Genomic DNA, 18586 nt, shown 5'->3' with positions numbered 1-18586 from the left:
CAGCTCCACTCCACAACCGGAGGCCTTCGCCGTCCTACAGATTCAGACCGTGTCGTCGCACAAACTCGACCAACCTGGCTGGGCAGTACATCTAGGACCCGTCCCCCGGCGCGCTGCTGCCCTCGTAGGAGCCGAGTCCCTCGATCAGGGCGACGAGGGCCGGGTCCCCCGCGAAGCGCTCGGCGTGGATCTGCCGGATGAGGTCGCCCGTGGCCGGGTCATCGTCGTCGGTCAGGTCGTGGGACACCATGTTCCGCACCAGCGGCAGCCCGATCTCGTCGACCTGCCGGTGCAGCGGAGCGTGCATGTACGCCCGGTAGCCCTCGATGTCCTCCACCGCGAACATCGCTCCGTAGTCGAAGTCGCCGCCCACGTCGCGCCCGACCGTCCAGTACACGACAGCGTCGATCTCACGCCCCATCCTGCGGAGCAGTGTCGAGTGCCTCGTCGACCTTGTCCTGCGGCGCGTCGGGGCGCATGGCGAGACGGATCTGGTGATGGATCACAGCGGTTCTCCTCCGGTCTGTCTTTCAGCCTCTCGATTCAGTTATAGACTGTAACTAGAACGATGAGGTCTCGCAACGGCGTTGCGCGGACTAAAATCGACGCATTGTGTCTGACTCCCACCACACCCCCGAAGCTCCCCCGCCCGCGATGGGGGCCTCCCTGCGGCACGTCCGCGCCAAGGGCGAGCCCCGTTTCCCGGACGGGCCGAAGGCCGATCCCGCCGGGTCGCACTTCGAGCGGCGGATCCGGAGTTTCCAGCCCCGGCGCAGCCGGGTGACCGCCGGGCAGGCGGACGCACTGCAGCGGCTGTGGCCTCTGTGGGGGCTGGACATCGACGGGCAGCGGGTCATCGACCTCGCCGAGCTGTTCGGGAACGGCCGTCCCGTCGTCCTGGAGATCGGCTTCGGCATGGGCGAGGCCACCGCGCGGATGGCCGCCGCCGACCCGGACACCAACATCCTCGCCGTGGACGTCCACACCCCCGGCCAGGGCAACCTGCTGGGTCTCGCGGAGCAGGACGGCCTGTCCAACATCCGGGTGGCCAACGGCGACGCGATCATCCTCCTGCGCGAGATGCTCGCCCCCGACTCCCTCGCCGGACTGCGCGTCTACTTCCCCGACCCCTGGCCCAAGAAGCGGCACCACAAGCGGCGCCTGATCCAGCCGGAGTTCCTGGACCTGGCCGCGACCCGTCTCGCGCCGGGGGCGGTCGTGCACTGCGCCACGGACTGGGAGCCGTACGCCGAGCAGATGCTCGACGTCCTCACCGCGCACCCCGACTTCGAGAACACCGTGCGGGGCGGCGGTTTCGCGCCGCGTCCCGCCCACCGGCCGCAGACCCGTTTCGAGGGCCAGGGACTGGACAAGGGCCATGTGGTGAACGACTTGCTCTTCCGCCGCGTACAGCACCCCGTATCGCACTCCGCATCGCAAGGCGATCAGCACCGCGATCAGCACAAGGAGCAGCCCCCCACCGGTTAGGGTCCATGCCGTGGCCACCTGTCCCCCGTATCCGACGCGTCCGCCGACGCGGACGCATACGCATCCGCACTGGTGGCAGCGCCCCTGGGTGCGTTACGGCGCGCTGATCACCCTGCTCGCGCTCTCCGGCCTGGTGATCCTGGCCCTGGTGCGCGAACAGACCGGCACACAGGGGTTCCTGGTGGGGCTCGGCCTCGCGGTCCTGCCCGTGCCGTTGCTCATGGCCGCGTTCCGCTGGCTGGACCGGGTGGAGCCCGGGCCGTGGCGGAACCTGCTGTTCTGCTTCGCCTGGGGAGCCTGCGCGGCGGCGCTGATAGCGATCGTCGCCAACAGCTTCGCGACGAGATGGATAGCGACGGCCACCGCCGACCCGGCCGGCGCGGACACCCTGGGTGCCACGGTCATAGCCCCGGTGGTCGAGGAGTCCGCCAAGGCCGCCGCCGTCCTCCTGGTCTTCCTCTTCCGCAGGCGGGACTTCACCGGCATCGTCGACGGCGTCGTCATAGCGGGCGTCACCGCGACCGGCTTCGCCTTCACCGAGAACATCCTCTACCTGGGCAACGCCTTCGGCACCGACCAGCTCACCGGTGACAGCGGCATCGCCTCCGTCACCGCGGCGACCTTCTTCGTCCGCATCGTCATGTCGCCCTTCGCCCACCCGCTCTTCACCGTGCTCACCGGCATCGGTTTCGGCCTCGCCGCGCTCTCCGCGGGCCGCCACCGCCTGCGCCGCGCCCTGCTCCCCCTGGCCGGCCTGCTGCTGGCGATGGGCGTGCACGCGCTGTGGAACGGCTCGGCGGCCTTCGGCGAGTACGGCTTCTTCGCCGTGTACGGGGCCTTCATGGTGCCGTCCTTCGGCCTGCTGACCTGGCTGGTGATCTGGACCCGGCAGCGCGAACTGGGCACCGTACGCGCCGAACTCCCCGTGTACGTCATGGCCGGATGGCTGGCGCCGACCGAGCCGTACGCGCTCGGCTCGATGCGGGCCCGCCGCATCGCCCGCCGGCACGCCTCCCGGCACGCCGGGAAGGAGGCGGCGCGGACGGTGGCGCAGTACGAGGCGTACGCGACCTCGCTGGCGTTCCTGCGACAGCGCGGGCGCCGGGGCAGGGCGGGCACCGACTTCGCCGTACGGGAGCGGGAACTGCTGGACGCCCTGTGGCACCGGCGCGAGGTGGCGCGTCCGGCACTGGACTACGCGGCCCGGGCCACGGCGCCGCCCGCACCGATGGCCGCGCGGACCTGGCCGCATCCGTACGGCGCGGCGTACGGGTCGGCGTACGGGTCGGCGTACGGGCCCGGCCACCCGGCGGCGGCCCCGGCGGCGGCCCCGACGCCGTACCCCGCACCGGCCGCGTACACCCCGTACCACCCGTACTCCCCGCCCAGCCACTACCGGCCGTAACGGCGGCACCCGGTCTCAGGCCGACGCCTCCGTCAGCCTCCCGGCCTCGCCCTCCGTCAGGCTCAGTTCCGCCACCCCCAGCAGCGCCGGCAGCTGCTCCACCGTGCGCGCGGACGCGATCGGCGCGGCCACCGTCGGCTGCGCGGCCAGCCAGGCCAGGGCGACCGTGGCGACGGGGGCGTCATGGGCCTCGGCGATCTCGTCCAGGGCGGCGAGGACCCGCCGGCCGCGCTCGGTCTCCAGGTGCTTCGCCGCACCGCCCGCCCGCGGACTGTCGACGGCCGCGCCGGGCCGGTACTTGCCCGTGAGGAAGCCGGACGCGAGGGCGTAGTACGGCACGGCGGCCAGGCCCGCCTGCTCCGCGAGGTCGCGCGACTCGCCCTCGTAGGTGTCGCGCGAGACGAGGTTGTAGTGGGGCTGGAGGGCCACGTACCGGGCGAGGCCCTCACGGTCGGAGAAGGCCAGGGACTCCGCGAGCCGCTCGGCGGAGATGTTGGAGGCGGCGATGTGCCGGACCTTGCCCGCCTTCACCAGCTCGTCGAGCGCGCCGATGATCTCCTCCACCGGCACCTCGGGCTTGTCGAAGTGCGTGTAGTAGAGGTCGATGTGGTCGGTGCCCAGGCGGCGCAGCGAGGCGTCGGCGGCGGCCTTGATGTTCGCGGCGCTCAGGCCCGGGTACTCGGGGTGCTGGCTGACCTTGGTGGCGAGGACGACGTCACCGCGGTTGCCGCGGGAGGCGAGCCACTCGCCGATGACGGTCTCGGACTCGCCGCCGCTGTTGCCGTCGACCCACGCGGAGTAGGAGTCGGCGGTGTCGAGGAAGTTGCCGCCCGCCGCCGTGTAGGCGTCGAGGACGGCGAAGGAAGTGCCCTGGTCGGCGGTCCAGCCGAAGACGTTGCCGCCGAGGGCGAGGGGGAAGACCTCCAGGTCGGAGGAGCCGAGCTTGCGCAGAGAAGTCATGTCCTGCGTCAACGAACGCACCGGATCCGGCGATTCCGGAAGCGGGGCAAAGATCCCGCAAACCGGCAGCCCTGACGTCGGGGGGTCGTCGTCAGGACCGCCGGGGACCGGAGAGAACGGCGCCGCGCGCGGCGGGACTCAGGGGGTGAGGCCCTTGCTCTGCAGCCACGCCATCGGGTCGATACCGCCGCCTCCGCTGGTGTGGACCTCCATGTGGAGGTGCGCGCCGGTGACGTTGCCGGTGGCGCCGACGCGGCCGATGACGTCACCGGTGGTGACCTCCTGGCCGACGCTGACGCTGATGGAGGACTGGTGGGCGTACCAGATCTCGGTGCCGTCATCGAGGGTGAGCACGGTCTTGTAGCCGTACGACCCGTCCCAGCCGGCCGACGTGATCGTGCCGCTGTGCACCGCCTTGAGCAGCGTGCCCGTGGGGGCGGCGAAGTCGAGGCCGGTGTGGTAGCCGGAGGACCAGTAGGCGCCGGCCTGGCCGAAGCTGGAGGAGATCGTGTACGAGGAGGTCGGCAGCGTGTACTGCTTGGCCAGCTTCGCGAGCCGCTCGGCCTCGGCCTTCTTCGCGGCCTCCTCCTCCGCCTTCTTCTTGGCGGCGGCGGCCTTGGCCTCGGCTTCCTTCTCCGCCTTGGCGGCGGCTTCCGCGGCCTTCTTCTCGGCGGCGGCAGCGGCCTCGGCGGCGGCCTTGATCTCGACCTGGGTCTGCTGCTGCTCGGCCTGCGCCATGATCCGGGCCCGCAGCGTCTCACCGGCGTCGGTGGCGCTCTCCGAGGAGGAGGTGTCGGCGGCGACCGTGCCGATGCTGCTGAGCGGGGTGGCGGAGCCCTCCGGCTCCGGCTTCTCCTCGTCGGAGATGAGCGAGCCGACGTTCGGCAGGTCCGGCATGGAGATCGACACCGGCGGCTTGCCGGTCTGCGCGCTGGCCATGCCGCCCGCGCCGACGGCGGCTATGACACCGACGCCGAGGACGGTGGAGCTGCGGGCGAGCCCGCCGCGCTGCTTGGCGACGCGGTGCCGGCCGCGTACGGGGCGGATGGAGTCCGCGGTGGGATTCCACTCCTCCCAGGGGCCCTCTTCGGTGCGGTAGCCGTCGTAGCCGAAGGTGTCGGTGTCGTGCCCGCTGGGCACGAACGGGGCCTCGGGGGCAGGCCGGTTGGACGCCACGTGGGCGTACTCCTTTCCTTCCTTTCGCCTACCGGGTTAGCTGACGGGTTCGGAGCAGGAAGGTCTCCTACGCGCGTATATCCGCCGTGTCTCCACGGCGTCGTACGAGCGATTCACCCCAATGTGGTGGTTCCCCGGTTCCCTTGCGGGATTCGGCGCGTGCGCACGGAGCCGCCTTCTGTGACGGCTGGGACGACCGCGCTGCGTTATCGAACGTTAATAGACGCGGGGCTCGGATTCCAAGCCGTTCCTCTTGATCATTAACGAATCCGGCCCGGACGTACGCCTCACGATCGGTGAAAACCGGGCGAGTTGACCGCGCTTCGGTATTCCCCTTCGCGGCACAAGTTTCTGATGGTGCGTCAGTTGTTATGCGCAGGGCGGTCGGTCCGTCACGTCCGGTGATGTTGATCAAGTTTCGATCAGGGTCGTCGTACGGCGAGCAGCGCCATGTCGTCGGCCATGCCGCCCCCGGAGTGCCGGCGCACGTCCTCGGCGAGGATGTCGAGCAGCTCCGTCGGATGCCGGAACACGCGGCCGGCCAGCCGCGCGTGCGGTTCGTAGAACTCGCCCCGCCCGTCCCGCGCTTCCGACAGTCCGTCGGTGTACAGCAGCAGCGTGGACCCACCGGGGAAGTCGGCCTCCTCCGCGCGGTCGGGCCACACGCCCAGCTCGCCCATGCCGAGCGGCAGCGCCGACTCCCGGGCGGGCAGCGGGCGCAGGGTGCCGTCGGCGTACAGCAGCAGGGGCGGCGGGTGGCCGCGGTTGACGATGCGTACGATCCCGTCGCCGTGCGGGAGTTCGGCGAGTACGGCGGTGGTGAACCCCTCGAAGGCGTCCAGTCCGTCCCGCCGGGTTCCTTCGCGCGCCAGCGCCCGCTCCAGTCGCTGTGCCACCGCCTCCAGCGTCGCCTCCTGCTCCGCGGCCTCCCGGAACGCGCCGATCACGACGGCGACGGCGGCCACCGCGCCCATGCCCTTGCCGCGTACGTCCCCGACGATGAGCCGGATGCCGCGCGCACTGTCCTGCACCGCGTACAGATCGCCGCCGATGAAGGCGTCGGCCTGCGCGGCCTCGTAGCAGGCGGCGATCTCGAAACCGCCGATCCGCTCGGCGGGCTCGGGCAGCACGGCGCGCTGGGCGGCCTCGGCGATCTCGCGGACGGAGACGAGGCGCTCGCCGGTGCGACGGACGAAGCCGTTCACGAGGACGGCGAGCACGGCGACCGTCGCGATGGTGATCAGCTCGGTGAGGGAGTCGACGTAGTGGATGACGCCCTTGCCGAGTTGCAGCCCGATGACGGCGGCGACCACCGCGACACCGGTGAGCGCCGTGCCGCGCCGTGAGTAGATCGGGGCGGCGACCAGGGGCGCGGCCGTGTAGAGGGGGCCTGCGGTGAAGTATCTCGGGGTGAAGATGTCGTACAGGACGGCGGCGACGATCAGCAGCACGGGGAGCAGGCGTACGAAAGTCCGCCCGTACGAGGTCCGCCGCGGCGGTGGCCCCGCGGTCGGCAGCCCCGCGAGCGGCGGCACGCGCTCCGGCCCGTCGCCGAGGCCGGGGTCGGGCACGGGATCGCCGGGGAGCCGGCCGCCGGCCCGGGCGTACGCTCCCTCGTCCTCCACGTCACCTGGCCGCACACTCGTCTCCCGCCACCCCGCACGTTCGCGCCGCTTGCCGTCCCGTCCTCCAGGTTTCCCGGAGCGGGGGCGGGGGGCGAGCCGTGAGGGCCGAGCGGGTGACGTCGCGGGGCGCGTGCGAGGGGCGCGTACGCAGAGCATGTGCGAGGGGCAAACACACCGAAGGCCGGAATCCTCATGGATTCCGGCCTTCGGCCTTGAGTAGCGGGGACAGGATTTGAACCTGCGACCTCTGGGTTATGAGCCCAGCGAGCTACCGAGCTGCTCCACCCCGCGCCGTTGTGTCTCTACTGTACGTCATCCCGGGGGTGGAATGCACATCCGTATCTCCGCACCCCTCCCGCTACCCCTCCAGGTGGCGGTTCGGCGCCTTCGCCCGCCACTCGTACTCCGGCAGTACGACGACGACGGCGCCCCCGGTGGCGAGCACCCCGCTCCCGTCCGCCCCCGGCACGAAGGTGTCCGGCTCCCGCCAGGCCGTGACCACGCGGCGCACCCCGGCGTCGAGGATCAGCCGCGCACAGGGCGCGGGCCGGGAGGCGCGGCGGGCGCAGGGCTCCAGGCTGCTGTACACGGTGGCGCCCGCGAGCCGCGGATCGGCGCGGTCGACCTTCGCGAGCGCCGCCTCCTCGGCGTGCACGACAGGGTCGCCCCCCTCCCGCGAGTGCCCCCGAACCAGCTCCGTCCCGTCGGCGGCGACCACGACCGCCCCCACGCTGAACGCCGTCCCGGACGGCGGGCACAGCTCCGCCAGCTCACAGGCGAGCGCCAGCCAGTGCCGGTCGGCGGCGGCCACGCGGTCACCGGAGCCGGGCGCGGTGGGCAGGTACCGGTTCAGCACCACGTCCTCGATGCGCCGCGACTCCACCAGCCGCAGCCGCCCACCCTGGTAGGCGCCGGGCCCGAACAGCCGGGGCGCGGCCGGGTCCCCCACGAACAGCGGCGCGAGAACGAGCTGGAGTTCGTCGGCGAGTTCCCGCTGCAACAACTGGGTGTGCACGGTCCCGCCGCCCTCGACCATGAGCCGCCGCACGCCCCGCCGGTCGTGCAGGTACTCCAGGCCCGCGTGCCAGTCGAGTGCCGGGCCGAGCGGCACGACGTCGGCGCCGATCCCCAGCGCGCGGGCCAGCCGGGCGCCGTCGTCCGTGGTCAGGAGCACTTTCTCCCCGCCCGTGTGCCAGAACGGCGCCGCCGGGTCCAGCTCGCCGGTGGCGCTGACCGTGACCTTCAGCGGGTACTCCGCCTCCCCGGCTGCGACCCGGGCCGCGCGCCGCTCGTCCGAGTTCACCAGCAGCCGCGGGTTGTCGGCCCGGATCGTGCCGGCGCCGACGAGGATCGCGTCGACGGACGCCCGCACCTCGTCGACGCGGTCGAAGTCGGCCGGGGAGGAGAGCAGGAGCCGGTCGGGGCCGGTGTCGTCCAGGTAGCCGTCGAGGGAGACGGCGGCGGAGAGGAGGACGTAGGGGAGGGGCATCAGGCAGCACTCCGGTGGGACGGGCGGATGGACTGGGAACGACGACCGAGGGCCGCTAGGTGCCCGTGAGACGGACGAACCGCACCGGCTCCGCCAGGACCTCGCCGGCATGGGGCACGTCCGCGGTACGCGCGGCGAGCGTCGCCACCGCGAGCCGGGTCGGCAGTGCCTCCGCGAACTTCAGGCCGCGCACGGCCCGCTCGTCCACCTCGGGCAGGCACAGCCCCGAGGGGACTCCGGCGACGGCAGCACGCCAGCTTGCGGGGGTGACGTCCTCCCGGAGCTGGACCCACTGGTCGTTGGCCCGCCGATGCGGCACGACGACGGCTGACAGGGACGCAGCGAGGGTGGCGTTGGCCCGGTGGCCCGCCCAGGTCCACCAGCGGATGTCGCCGTCGGTGTGTCGGGTGACGAGAGTTCCGCCGGGGTGGACGGTGTGCAGGTGCCTGTCGCGGGCCTCGGCGAGTCTGGTGGCCGCGCGGGGCGTCAGCCGGACCGGCGGGTCCTCCCCGAGCAGGACGTCGCGGGCGGCACGGGCGAGGTGGAAGGAACGGACGCGGACGGTCGCGAATCCGCTCCACCGCGCGCGTCCGCCCTCGTCGGCCGGTTCCACGAAGCAGCGCCTGCGGTTCCAGTCGATGTAGGTGACCAGCCAGTTGCGCCCCGCGAGCAGCAGCTTGCGTGGGCCCTCGACGTGCTCGGTGAGCAGATCCGGGTCGGTGCGTCCGATCTCGGTGCGGCCGTGGAACACGGTGAACTCGGGTGGGGCCGTGAAAACCGCTGTCAGGTCCATGAAGTGCCGGTAGCCGTAGCGGCGTTCCGCTTCCGGTCCGACGAACAGCAGTCCGCCGTCCTCGTCGAGGTACCCCTGCTCCACGAGGTGACGTACGACGGGTGCGGCGCCCGACCCGAAGGGCCCCATGCCGTTCCACCATTCCTGCCACAGGTTCTCTCCGACCCGCTGTTCCTGCAGGCAGAGCGCCAGGAGTTGCTGGGCGACCAGGTGGCGTGGCTCGGGAGAGGCGACGACCGGCTCCACCCATCCGCGGGACCACTGGAGCAGCAGTGCCGCGGCGGAGAGCAGCCCTTCACCGTCCAGGGCCAGGAAGAGGCAGTTGCGTGTCGTGCCGGGGCGTCGGCCGGTGCGGCCGAGGCGTTGCAGGAAGGAGGCGACAGAAGAGGGTGCGTCGAGCTGGATGACACGGTCCAGGTCTCCCACGTCGATCCCGAGTTCCAGGGTGCTGGTGGACACGATCACGCAGTCCCGTTCCTCCGCGAAGGCGGCCTCGGCACGTCGTCGTTCGTCGACGGCGAGCGAGGCGTGGGAGAGGAAGGTGGTGACGCCCTTCGCACGGAGCCGTTCGCCCAGTTCCTCGACCGTACGGCGCGTTTCGCAGAAGACCAGGCGCTTCTCGCCCCGGTGCAGGGCCGCGATGACGGTCGCGGCGTTCGCGACCGAACCGACGTGGTCCAGCTCGATGCTCCCGGGAGGTGGCGGCGGTGACGGAGGGGAAACTGCCTGGCGGGAGTCGGAGTGCCCGTCCAGATGCGGGGCCACGACACGGGCGGGCCTTCGCCCCCGTCCCGAGCCCTGGAGCCAGCTCAACAGCTCCTGCGGGTTGCCGATGGTGGCCGAGAGGCCGACGCGCTGGAGCGGGCGTCCGACCGTACGGCTCAGGCGTTCGAGTACGGCGAGCAGGTGCCAGCCCCGGTCGTCGCCCGCGAAGGCGTGCACCTCGTCGACCACGACTGTGTGCAGTCCCGAGAAGAAGGCGCGATGATCGACGTGTGTGCTCACCAGCATGGACTCCAGGGATTCCGGCGTGGTGAGGAGGATGTCGGGACGTTGCGTGAGGATGCGGCGGCGGCGCGGCGTCGTGATGTCGCCGTGCCACAGCTCGGCGGTGCGACCCAGCCACTCGGTGTAGGTCCTCAGCCGGGGGTGAAGATTGTTGAGCAGGGCCTTGAGCGGGCAGACGTACAGGACGCTGGTGCCCTTCCAGCCGTGCCGGCCCATGCGGGTCAGGAGCGGAAAGGCGGCGGCCTCGGTCTTGCCGCCGGCCGTGGGGGCGAGCAGCAGCGCGTCCTCGCCGCCGAGGAGCGGTTCGATCGCCGCCTCCTGGAGGGGACGCAGGGAACGCCAGCCCAGCGAGTTGACGATGTGGTGGCCAAGGACCGGGTCGAGCAGGTCGAAGACGTCGGCGAGCTCCTCTCCCGCGTGCGGGTGTTCGCCTGCGCCGGTGTCGCTCATCACGGGTCCAGGTCCAGGGCGATCTCCGCGGCACTCACGGCCGCGTTCCGTTCGGTCTCCGTCAGCTCCTCAGTGTTGACGGTGAGCGCGTAGTGGGCGCGCGGGTCGAAGTCGGCGAACTCGTCCACGCGGTCCAGGATGTCGGCGACGAGCTTGCGCAGGTAGAGCCGCGGCGCGACGCCGACCTTGCCACCGAGCGATCCGGTGACCGCGCGCGCCAGTTCGTCGAGGTAGGCGTCGTCGGCCCGCTCGGTGAGCCGTTCGGGATGGCGGGCGGCCCCCGCGTACAGGTCCCGTACCTTGCGGCCCAGCTCGCCGAGGGAGGTCAGGTCGAAGCCGGGCAGGCGCAGCTGCACGGCCCGCGGTGAGTCGAACCGCGGGTCGGTGGTGAAGTCGGTGGCCAGTCGCTGGGCGAGCGGCGCCAGGCGCTGCGCGCCCTGCTGACCGTCGTAGAAGGCCGGTGTGCCGGTGATGACGAGGAACAGTCCGGGGAAGCGGCCCGCGTCGATCTCGTCGAGGAGCTGCCGCAGCGCGTTCAGGGACTTCTCGCGCACGTCGCTGCGCACCCGCTGGAGGGTCTCGACCTCGTCGAGGACGAGGAGCAGCCCGGGGTGCCCGCAGTCCCGCAGCACGGTGAGCAGACCTTGGAGGAAGCCGAGAGCGGCGAAGTGGTCGAGGTCGCCCCGGACGCCGGCGGCGCGCTTCGCGGACGCCGCCACGGAGCGCTGCCCGCCGAGCCAGGCGATCAGCGCCTCCGCGCCCGCACCGTCCCCGGCCGCCACGGCCCGCCGGTAGCCGCGCAGGGCCGCGGAGAAGGCCGGGGTGGTGCGGGCCACGTCGGTGAGCCGGCGTTCCAGCAGCGCGTCGACCGCCTCGGCCAGCGCCTCCTCGTCGTCCTCGGCGGCCTCACCGCCGTCGAGGACCTCCTCCTCGAGTGCGTAGAACCATGAGTCGACCACGGCCCGGAGCGCGGACGGCGGGTGGGTCACCGTGGTGAGACGCTCGCCGAGCCGACGGTAGACGGTCTCCAGGCGGTGCAGCGGCGTCTCGGTCTCGGAGATCTGCACCTCGCTCACGGCGAGCCCCTGCCGCTTGGCCCGTTCGGCGAGCCAGCGCGCGAAGAACGTCTTGCCGGAGCCGTACTCGCCGCGCAGCGCGTGGAAGGCGGAGCCACCGCGGGCGACGATGGCGAGGTCGTCGTCGAGGGCGGTCTCGAAGCGCTCCAGGCCGACGGCGAACAGGCCGAGACCGGCCTGGGGCACGGTGCCCCGCCGCAGGGCGTCGATCACGTCGCGCCTGCGGACGAGGCTGATGTCCGTTCCGGGTGCGGGCCCGCCGCTCATGCCGGTTCTCCCAGGAACTGCTGCACGAGCAGCGCCTTGTCGAGCTGGACGGTGCGTCCGGACTCGATGAGCTGGAGCACGGGGTAACCGTCGATGTTGAGGAGGCGTTCCAGCACGGTGGCGAATCGCTCGGGGTTGCGCTGTGACTTGCCCGTGGCCGCCTGTGCCGCAGCCGCCACCGCTCCGGGCGACAGTTTCCCGCCCGCCGTGAGCAGTGCGTCGAGTACGGCGGCGACGGCCTTGTCCGCCGGGGCGAGCCGTACGAACTCGCGCTGAGCCTTGTAGGGATCCGACCGCACGGTCCGTTCCCCGAGCGAACCCTGACCCGGCACCTCGAAGATGCCCTCGCTCTGCGGCTCCAGCTTCTGTCGGCGTGTCCCGCCCGCGGGGGTCCGGGTGTCAGACACGGATGCGGCGGGCGGGTGTTCGTCGCTGCCTCGCCACCAGCCGGGAGCGATGTCCTCGATGGGCAGCAGCGTCCATCCGGCCGGGATCTGGTCGGCGGACGGTACGAGAGTGATCACGGGAACGGTGACTTCTGCCAGGGAGGCTCCGCCGTGGTATCCGGCCTGGCGGGCGGTGTAACGGAGGTCCTCGCGCCAGGGCAGGACGGCCCGGCCGCCAGGCGTACGCACCCGTGGCCCGGACACCGTGATCTCGCCGTCGCCCGGCGTACCGGTGCGCCAGCGGGCGCCTTCGACTCCCTCTGCGGAGGGCTGCTGCCGCCCGCGCGGGGTGCGGTCGAGGACGTGGCCGTGGTCGGAGACGAGCAGGACGGGCCTGCCGTAGTCGCGGGCGGCGTTCAGCAGGTCGGGCAGTTTGGCGATGTCGCCGATCGACCAGCGTCCCCGGGCGCCCTCCCGGCCGTCGTCCAGCGCCTCGTCGATGGTGTTGACGACGACGGCGACGATGTCGTCGGTGGCGAGCGCCTGGAGCAGTTCCGGTGCCAGCCGGTGACCGGGCGGGCCTTCGAAGCCGCCCTTGTGGAAGAGGTGGGCGCCCCGGTGGCGCTTCTTCCAGAAGGTGGTGAATCCGCTGCGTTCCCTGTCCTGTCCGCCCTCGGCCGGCTGCCCGCACAGCAGGGAGGTGCGGCTGGGCCGGGTGACGGACGGCAGCATGGACACGGCGGCCTGCCGGGCAGGCCGGGCTCCCTCACGGGGCTTGGGCACCACCTCGGTCCACACGCGCCGGTCCAGCTCCCCGGCGAGCTGGACGGCGACATCGGCGCTCATGCCGTCCAGGACGAGGATCAGGGGCCGGCCGCCGTCGCGGGCGAGGGGCGCCGCCGCCTGGGCGAGAACGTCCTCGATCAGCAGGGCGCCGCCCGGTGCCTGCTGGCAGGCGGTTTCGGCCCACCGGGTGAGCTTGCGGGCGAACGCCTCGTCGAGTCCGGCGCGGCGGGCGCGTACGGCTCCTATCAGCCGCTGGTAGGCGTCGGCGACGGCCGGGTCCCGGGAGCTCTCCCCTTCGGCGAGGACGCCCACGGCCAGGTCGGCCCAGCCGGACGAAGCCAGGTGGGTGCGCACGCCCTGGGCCACCGACTCCACTTCCGGCAGGGGCGCCCGCATCCAGCGCACGAGCCGTACCGCGGTGCGGGCGGTCTCCGTGGACTCCGCGTACAGCCCGCTCAGCTGGTGCTCGGTCAGTTCCCGCAGGGCGGCTTCAGCGGGCGCCGCGGGTCCGTCGAGGATGGCGGCCAGAGCGCGCAGCCGCGCCCGGTACCCGGAGGGGAGCAACCGGTCGGCGCCGATCAAAGGGCTGAGTCGGGCATCGGCGGCGAGCCGGTCGGCGTGGTCGAGGACGTCGAGGACGCGGTCGCGGGCCGCGCCGCGCTGTGGCCCGCTGCCCTCGGCCTGGGCGATCCAGCGGCTGAGGACGCCGGTCGCGGCGTTGGCGAAGGGCCGCAGGGCGTCGAAGGAGGCCAGCGCCGAGCCGAAGAGCGTACCGAGGGCGAACCCGGCGGCCTCTGCCGCGGTGGAGGACAGCGCGGCGGAGGCGAGGGCGCCCAGCGGCAGGGCGTCCGTGCCCCGCCCGTCGGCGGCGAGAGCCAGCAAGGTCGGAGCGGCGAACCCCACTGTCATGGCGAGCCATGCGCCGATTCCGTCCCGCTCGGCCGCGGACAGCGCGGCGTAGCGTGCCGGCCCGGTAACGTTCCGGGACCACACGAACAGGGTGTCGGCGTCGAGGTCGAGAGTTTCGGAGACGGTGTCACCGATCCCGAGCCGTGCGGCGATCAGGGCCCGCACCGCGCGGTCGCGGGTGAGGACCGCGCCGACGCGTGGCCAGCCGTCGACCGGCTCGGCCTCAAGGAGGGCGTCGAGGAGCCAGCGTTCCCCGGCCATGCGGGTGTCCAGGTCGGCGGCGCCGAAGAGCTGCTTGACGATGTCGGCGCGGTCGACGGCCAGGGGGTGGTGACGTACGGCGTGCGCCCGCAGGTCCCAGCCGAGCTGGTCGGCGGGGACCTGCCCGGTGACGACGAGGACGTCGGCGCGGTCCGGCTCGGCCTCGGCGCGGTGGCGCTGCCAGGCGTCGGTGATACCGAGCACGGAGTCCTGGTCACTGACCCGCACCCAGTGGGTCCTGCCGTCGATGCGCAGACCGAACTCGGTCTCCTGGCCGCGGAACTCGTAGGCGGCGTCGACCAGCACGAGACGTCGGTCCACGGCCTTGGGCAGTTCGGCCTGCAGCAGGACCTCGATCGCGCGTCGGCCGACGACGGGACGCGTGGTCGTCAACGAGTACCTCCGGTATCGGCGCCGCCGGAGTCCCGGCCGGTGCTGTCCGTGCCGTCGGCCCGGCGCCAGATGATTTCCACCTCGGCGTCCGGATGCCCGGCCCGGAACTCCTCGATCTCCTGCCGTACGGCGGTCAGCTCGGTCATGAGGGTCTCCAGGCCACTGGTCCCCGCACCGATGACCCGCCGGACGCCCCCGGCGGACGTACCGGGCGGCAGGGAGGCTCCGGTCGGCGCCGCTCCGGACGGCTCCCCGTCGGCGGGCCTCGGCAGGACGGGCTGCGAGGGCACGGCCGGATTCCCGTGCTGGGTCAGGGACACCTGCTCGGGCCCCGGCGCGGGCGGCTCCGGGGTGACCGGAACGGTCCGCTCGACCCGCAGCGCGGCATCGACGACGGCCATCGCTGTCTCCCGTACGCCGCCCAGTACCGGCACCAGCGACCGCTCGTACTCCGAGGCGCGGCCGGCCTCGGTGAGCTGGGCGAGAAGCCGGCTCGCGCGGTCGCCGACGCTGTCGTCGCGGCCGGTCAGCTCGCGGACGCTCTTCAGCAGCCGCCAGTCCGTGCCGTCCAGGGCAGCCAGGACTTCCGCCGCGCTCTCCATGGCCTGGGCCAGCTCACGGGCGGGTGTCTCGTAGGAGAGTCCGGCGAGTTCCGCGACCAGCGCGGTGGCGTCGGTGGCGTGCCGAGTGAGCCGTGCGAGCAGCCCGGCTGCCTCCCGCAGGACGATCGTGCGCGGGGCCGGGTCGGGGCCGTCGAGGCCGAGCAGTGCCGCGTGCCGCTCCAGGGTGGCGCGTACGGCGATCACGTCGTCCTCGAACCTCCCGGCGCGGACGCGCACGTCCTCGGCGAGCTTGTTGACGTGGCGGGCGTACGGGTTCGGCTTGGCGGGCACGCCGAACAGGCGGGCGGCCTGGTCCCGGGCCGCCTCGTACACGTCCTTGTCGGGCAGCGGCTGGGCGCGCAGGGCCCAGCCGGGAGCGATCGACGTCAGGTCGGGTGCGGCGGTCTCCGGGCCCGAGTGGAACACCCAGGCGCGGTCGTCGAGCAGTGCGTACACGGCGATGATCAGGTTCTCGGTCTGCCGGTCGAGGCCGGTGTACCCGAGGTCCTCGGCGAGCCAGCGCCGGATGTCCTCGACCTTGAGCAGCTCGCGCTCGCCGTGCTTGGCCGCGGCCTGGTTGATCCGGGTGCGCCACTCCCCGCGCAGCACCAGCGGCCCGTCGTGGACGGTACCGATCTCCAGGGGCTCCACGATGCGCTTGACGGTGGCGAGGTGGCCGTTGTCGACCTCGACGCGGCCCTCCTCGTCCATGGCCCGCGTGATCCACTCCAGGGTGGTCCGCAGCTCGCCCACGGTGACGGCCCGGCGCTGTCCGCTGCGTGGGTCGGGGCCGAAGTCGGGGTGCTTGTCGTACAGGGCACCGAACACACCGTCGGCGAGGTGGAGGACGTTGTCGGCAAAGGTCTTGCCGCCCTCGGGCTCGGGCCGCGCGAACGCGGGCAGCAGCGACAGCACGTGCCGGCCGCCCACCACCTCGGCGCCCTTGGTGTCCTCCCGGGGGTGGGAGATGCCGTACACCTCGCCGAGGGAGTCCACGAGGGTGTTGGTGAGGTTGTCGCGGCCCATCTCGAGCTGCCGCCGGATCTTGGCGCGGTCGTCGGGCGCGTAGTTGCGGGTGAACTCGTCGAGGCGGTTGCGTTCCAGGAGGAAGCTGATCCGCATCAGGCGGCCGAGTTGGGCCTTGCGCTGCTCGGAGAAGAAATCGGCCAGCCAGACGAGGGTGGGTTCTTCCACGTCGTTCTGCTGGAGCTCCTTGACCCGCTGGTAGTCGTACGACGGCGTGCGGTCGTTGTCCTCGTCGAAGGGGTAGTCGACGACGAACCGGATGTTGCCGCCGGTGCCCGGGGCGAACTGCTCGTCGGCGAGCTTCCCGGAGTCGCAGACGTTGCCGAAGACGAACTCCACGGTGCGCTTGGTGCCGCGCCAGACGATGTCCTTCTGGTCGAGCAGCTCGCCCTGCTTGACGCCGAACAGTTCCCACAGCCGGTCGCGCACCCACACCCGGCGCACACCGTCCTTGTCCTCACCGGCCACCGTGTTGAGCAGCGGCTCGATGTCCAGGTCGGACAGGTGCAGCGAGAAGACGGGGTCGGTGTCGCCCTCGGTGCGCACCTCGGTGATGAACTCGCCCTGGAGCGCGGCCATCCGCTCCAGCACCTTGTGGCCCACGGGAACGGTCCGCGAGTGCACGGAGCCGTGGTTGAGGGCGGCGAGCCGAGTACCGGTGAGCCTGCGCAACGCGGGGACCTCCGGGGCGAGGGCGGCGAGCAGCAGGGTCTTGACGAAGCGGTCGTCGGCGAGGAAGTCCTTGTGGTCGGGGCGCCCGTACTTCGCCAGCAGGAACTGACGCGCCTTGGCGTGGAACTTCTTCGCCGCCTCGGCCTCGTGTGCGAGCTGGTCGGTGAAGGCGGCACCGGTCTCGTCGACCAGCACGTCCCACAGGTCGCCGAGCGGGATGAGCCCGCCGAGCTGCGCGTCGGCGTTCCGCTCCAGCAGCTGCTGGACGAGCTTGAGACCGCTGCGCTCGCGCTGGAGCGCGCCGGACAGCGCGACGAGCACGTTCAGCAGGGCGGGCGAGAGGGGATAAACGGCGCGGAAGTCGTCCCAGTCGGCGTGCGTGACGCCCTTGTCGTCCAGCAGGACGTCCTTGACCTGCTGGTTCGACTTGTCGACGCCCCGGAAGGCCGCCTCCAGGACGTCCTCCTGCCCCGCCTTGGGCTTGAGCACCCGCTCCTTGATGATCTCCGGGAGGTTGCGGTCCTCCAGGTTGATGATCGTGAAGCGCTCTTTCAGGTACTCCAGCGCCTGCTCCATGTTCTGCACGTCGGAGCCGAGGATGTCCTTGCCGACGAGCTGGGACAGGTCACGCTGGCGGGAGATGAAGGAGACGATCGGGACGGGCCGGTCGGGGTTGTCCGACTCGATCAGCTTGACGAGCTTCTGGATCTCCTCGTTGACCCAGGTCCGCTCCCGCATTCGGGCCTGGAGCCAGAGGATCAGCTCGTCCAGGAACAGCACCACGCCGTCGTACCCGATGGAGCGGGCGTGCTTGCTGATCACGCTGAGCCCGTCGTCGAGCGACAGGAACCCGCCGACGCCACCGGCGTACGACTTCATGGGCCCGTTGACCAGGGCGGACACCAGCCGCTCCCGCCCCTTGTCCCCGGCGGGCGCGGCGAAGGCGGCGTTGAGCTGGTCGCCGGTCCAGGGGGCGGCGGTTCCGGACCCGATGGGCGCGAGGTCTCCTGCGACGGCGGACGCGCTACCGATGGGGGCCAGGCCGTCCCCGGCCGCCTGGGGCCCGGCGGTGGCCGCGTCGCCCAGGAGCCGGATGAAGGCCTCGTCACCAACGGACTCGCGCAGCGCGCGGGCGTCGGCCAGCAGCGCGTCCGACTTGTACACAGTCGGCACGGGCACGTTGCCGGGCAGCGCCCGTACGGTCTTGACGTAGCCGCCGAGCAGGGCGGACTCCAGGTTGTCGGCGCCGATCAGGTGGTACGGCACCATGAGGAACTTCCGGCCGCCGAGCCACTCGCGGTGCTCCGCGACGACCTCGCGCAGCCGGGGCTTGCCCTGGACGGACGGCTCGCCGTTCAGCACGGCGTGCAGCACGGTCAGGAAGTGGCTCTTACCGGAGCCGAAGGATCCGTGCAGGTAGGCGGCGTACGAGCTGTTCTTCCGGACGGCGCCGCGAACCAGCCTCAGCGCCTTGTCGAACTCCTTCGCCAACTGCTCCGTGACGACGTAGTCCGCGACGGAACCGGCCGAGTCGTCGCCGAACCCTCGGGACAGCTCGATCTTGAAGTCGCCGGCGTGGGCGTCCTCCTTGATGTCGAGAACGTCCTTCAGTACGACATTTCCGCCGCCCCTGGCCATCTGCCGCCCCTGCTTCCCACGTCCCACCCGACCGCCACCCGGCCGGCTGCCCGGCGCGGCCCAGCGGTCACCCGGGCCCCGCACACAACCCCTCCATCCTGCCAGCTCGGCGGGGCGGGGGCGGGGGGTGTGCGGGACCGGGGGTGACTGCCCGCCGGGGCCGGATGCCGTCCCGC

The 18586-nt window shown here is 72.2% G+C and carries 11 protein-coding genes, 1 tRNA gene and 1 riboswitch; of the genes, 2 read left to right on the top strand and 10 right to left on the bottom strand.

Annotated elements, in window-relative coordinates:
* Window positions 1-91: 91 nt before the first annotated feature.
* Window positions 92-421, bottom strand: coding sequence for a Dabb family protein (locus ACFCZF_RS25590; protein WP_376673639.1), 330 nt, complete (start codon window positions 419-421; stop codon window positions 92-94).
* A 191-nt stretch (window positions 422-612) separates the two neighbouring features.
* On the opposite strand from ACFCZF_RS25590, the gene trmB reads away from it, so the two are divergent.
* Together trmB and ACFCZF_RS25580 are read left to right on the top strand one after the other, a co-directional pair.
* Window positions 613-1488, top strand: coding sequence for a tRNA (guanosine(46)-N7)-methyltransferase TrmB (gene trmB / locus ACFCZF_RS25585; protein WP_376673638.1), 876 nt, complete (start codon window positions 613-615; stop codon window positions 1486-1488).
* 10 nt (window positions 1489-1498) lie between these two features.
* A complete protein-coding gene (locus ACFCZF_RS25580) occupies window positions 1499-2893 on the top strand; it encodes a PrsW family intramembrane metalloprotease (RefSeq protein WP_376673637.1) in 1395 nt (464 codons plus the stop codon).
* Window positions 2894-2908: 15 nt separating this feature from the next.
* Here ACFCZF_RS25580 and ACFCZF_RS25575 read toward each other — a convergent pair whose 3' ends face one another.
* The 9 genes from ACFCZF_RS25575 to ACFCZF_RS25535 all read right to left on the bottom strand — a co-directional run bounded on the left by ACFCZF_RS25575 (window position 2909) and on the right by ACFCZF_RS25535 (window position 18410).
* On the bottom strand, window positions 2909-3853 hold the full coding sequence (locus ACFCZF_RS25575) for an aldo/keto reductase (protein ID WP_376673636.1): 945 nt from the start codon (window positions 3851-3853) through the stop codon (window positions 2909-2911).
* Window positions 3854-3991: 138 nt separating this feature from the next.
* Window positions 3992-5029, bottom strand: a complete 1038-nt coding sequence (locus tag ACFCZF_RS25570; RefSeq protein WP_376673635.1) for a M23 family metallopeptidase — start codon at window positions 5027-5029, stop codon at window positions 3992-3994.
* Between the two features lie 11 nt (window positions 5030-5040).
* Window positions 5041-5197, bottom strand: a riboswitch (cyclic di-AMP (ydaO/yuaA leader).
* Between the two features lie 254 nt (window positions 5198-5451).
* Window positions 5452-6654, bottom strand: a complete 1203-nt coding sequence (locus ACFCZF_RS25565; RefSeq protein ID WP_376673634.1) for a PP2C family protein-serine/threonine phosphatase — start codon at window positions 6652-6654, stop codon at window positions 5452-5454.
* Between the two features lie 217 nt (window positions 6655-6871).
* Window positions 6872-6945 (bottom strand) — tRNA-Met (locus ACFCZF_RS25560).
* A 67-nt stretch (window positions 6946-7012) separates the two neighbouring features.
* Window positions 7013-8143 carry a dihydrofolate reductase family protein gene (locus ACFCZF_RS25555; RefSeq protein WP_376673633.1) on the bottom strand — a complete coding sequence of 377 codons (1131 nt, stop codon included), beginning with the start codon at window positions 8141-8143 and terminating at the stop codon, window positions 7013-7015.
* Window positions 8144-8198: 55 nt separating this feature from the next.
* Window positions 8199-10394, bottom strand: a complete 2196-nt coding sequence (locus tag ACFCZF_RS25550; RefSeq protein ID WP_376673632.1) for a DEAD/DEAH box helicase — start codon at window positions 10392-10394, stop codon at window positions 8199-8201.
* Window positions 10394-11737 (bottom strand): BREX system ATP-binding protein BrxD, encoded by a 1344-nt coding sequence (gene brxD / locus ACFCZF_RS25545; RefSeq protein ID WP_376673631.1) that lies wholly within the window; start codon window positions 11735-11737, stop codon window positions 10394-10396. The genes ACFCZF_RS25550 and brxD overlap by 1 nt, the downstream gene beginning before the upstream one ends.
* Window positions 11734-14472 (bottom strand): BREX-2 system phosphatase PglZ, encoded by a 2739-nt coding sequence (gene pglZ / locus ACFCZF_RS25540; RefSeq protein WP_376673630.1) that lies wholly within the window; start codon window positions 14470-14472, stop codon window positions 11734-11736. The genes brxD and pglZ overlap by 4 nt, the downstream gene beginning before the upstream one ends.
* Window positions 14469-18410: a hypothetical protein gene (locus ACFCZF_RS25535; protein ID WP_376673629.1), complete on the bottom strand. Its 3942-nt coding sequence runs from the start codon at window positions 18408-18410 to the stop codon at window positions 14469-14471. The genes pglZ and ACFCZF_RS25535 overlap by 4 nt, the downstream gene beginning before the upstream one ends.
* Window positions 18411-18586 lie beyond the last annotated feature (176 nt).

Source organism: Streptomyces sp. NPDC056296, from assembly GCF_042268605.1.
GTDB lineage: Bacteria > Actinomycetota > Actinomycetes > Streptomycetales > Streptomycetaceae > Streptomyces.
Note: the sequence above shows the minus strand (reverse complement) of the source record. Positions and strands in the feature narration are given on the sequence as shown.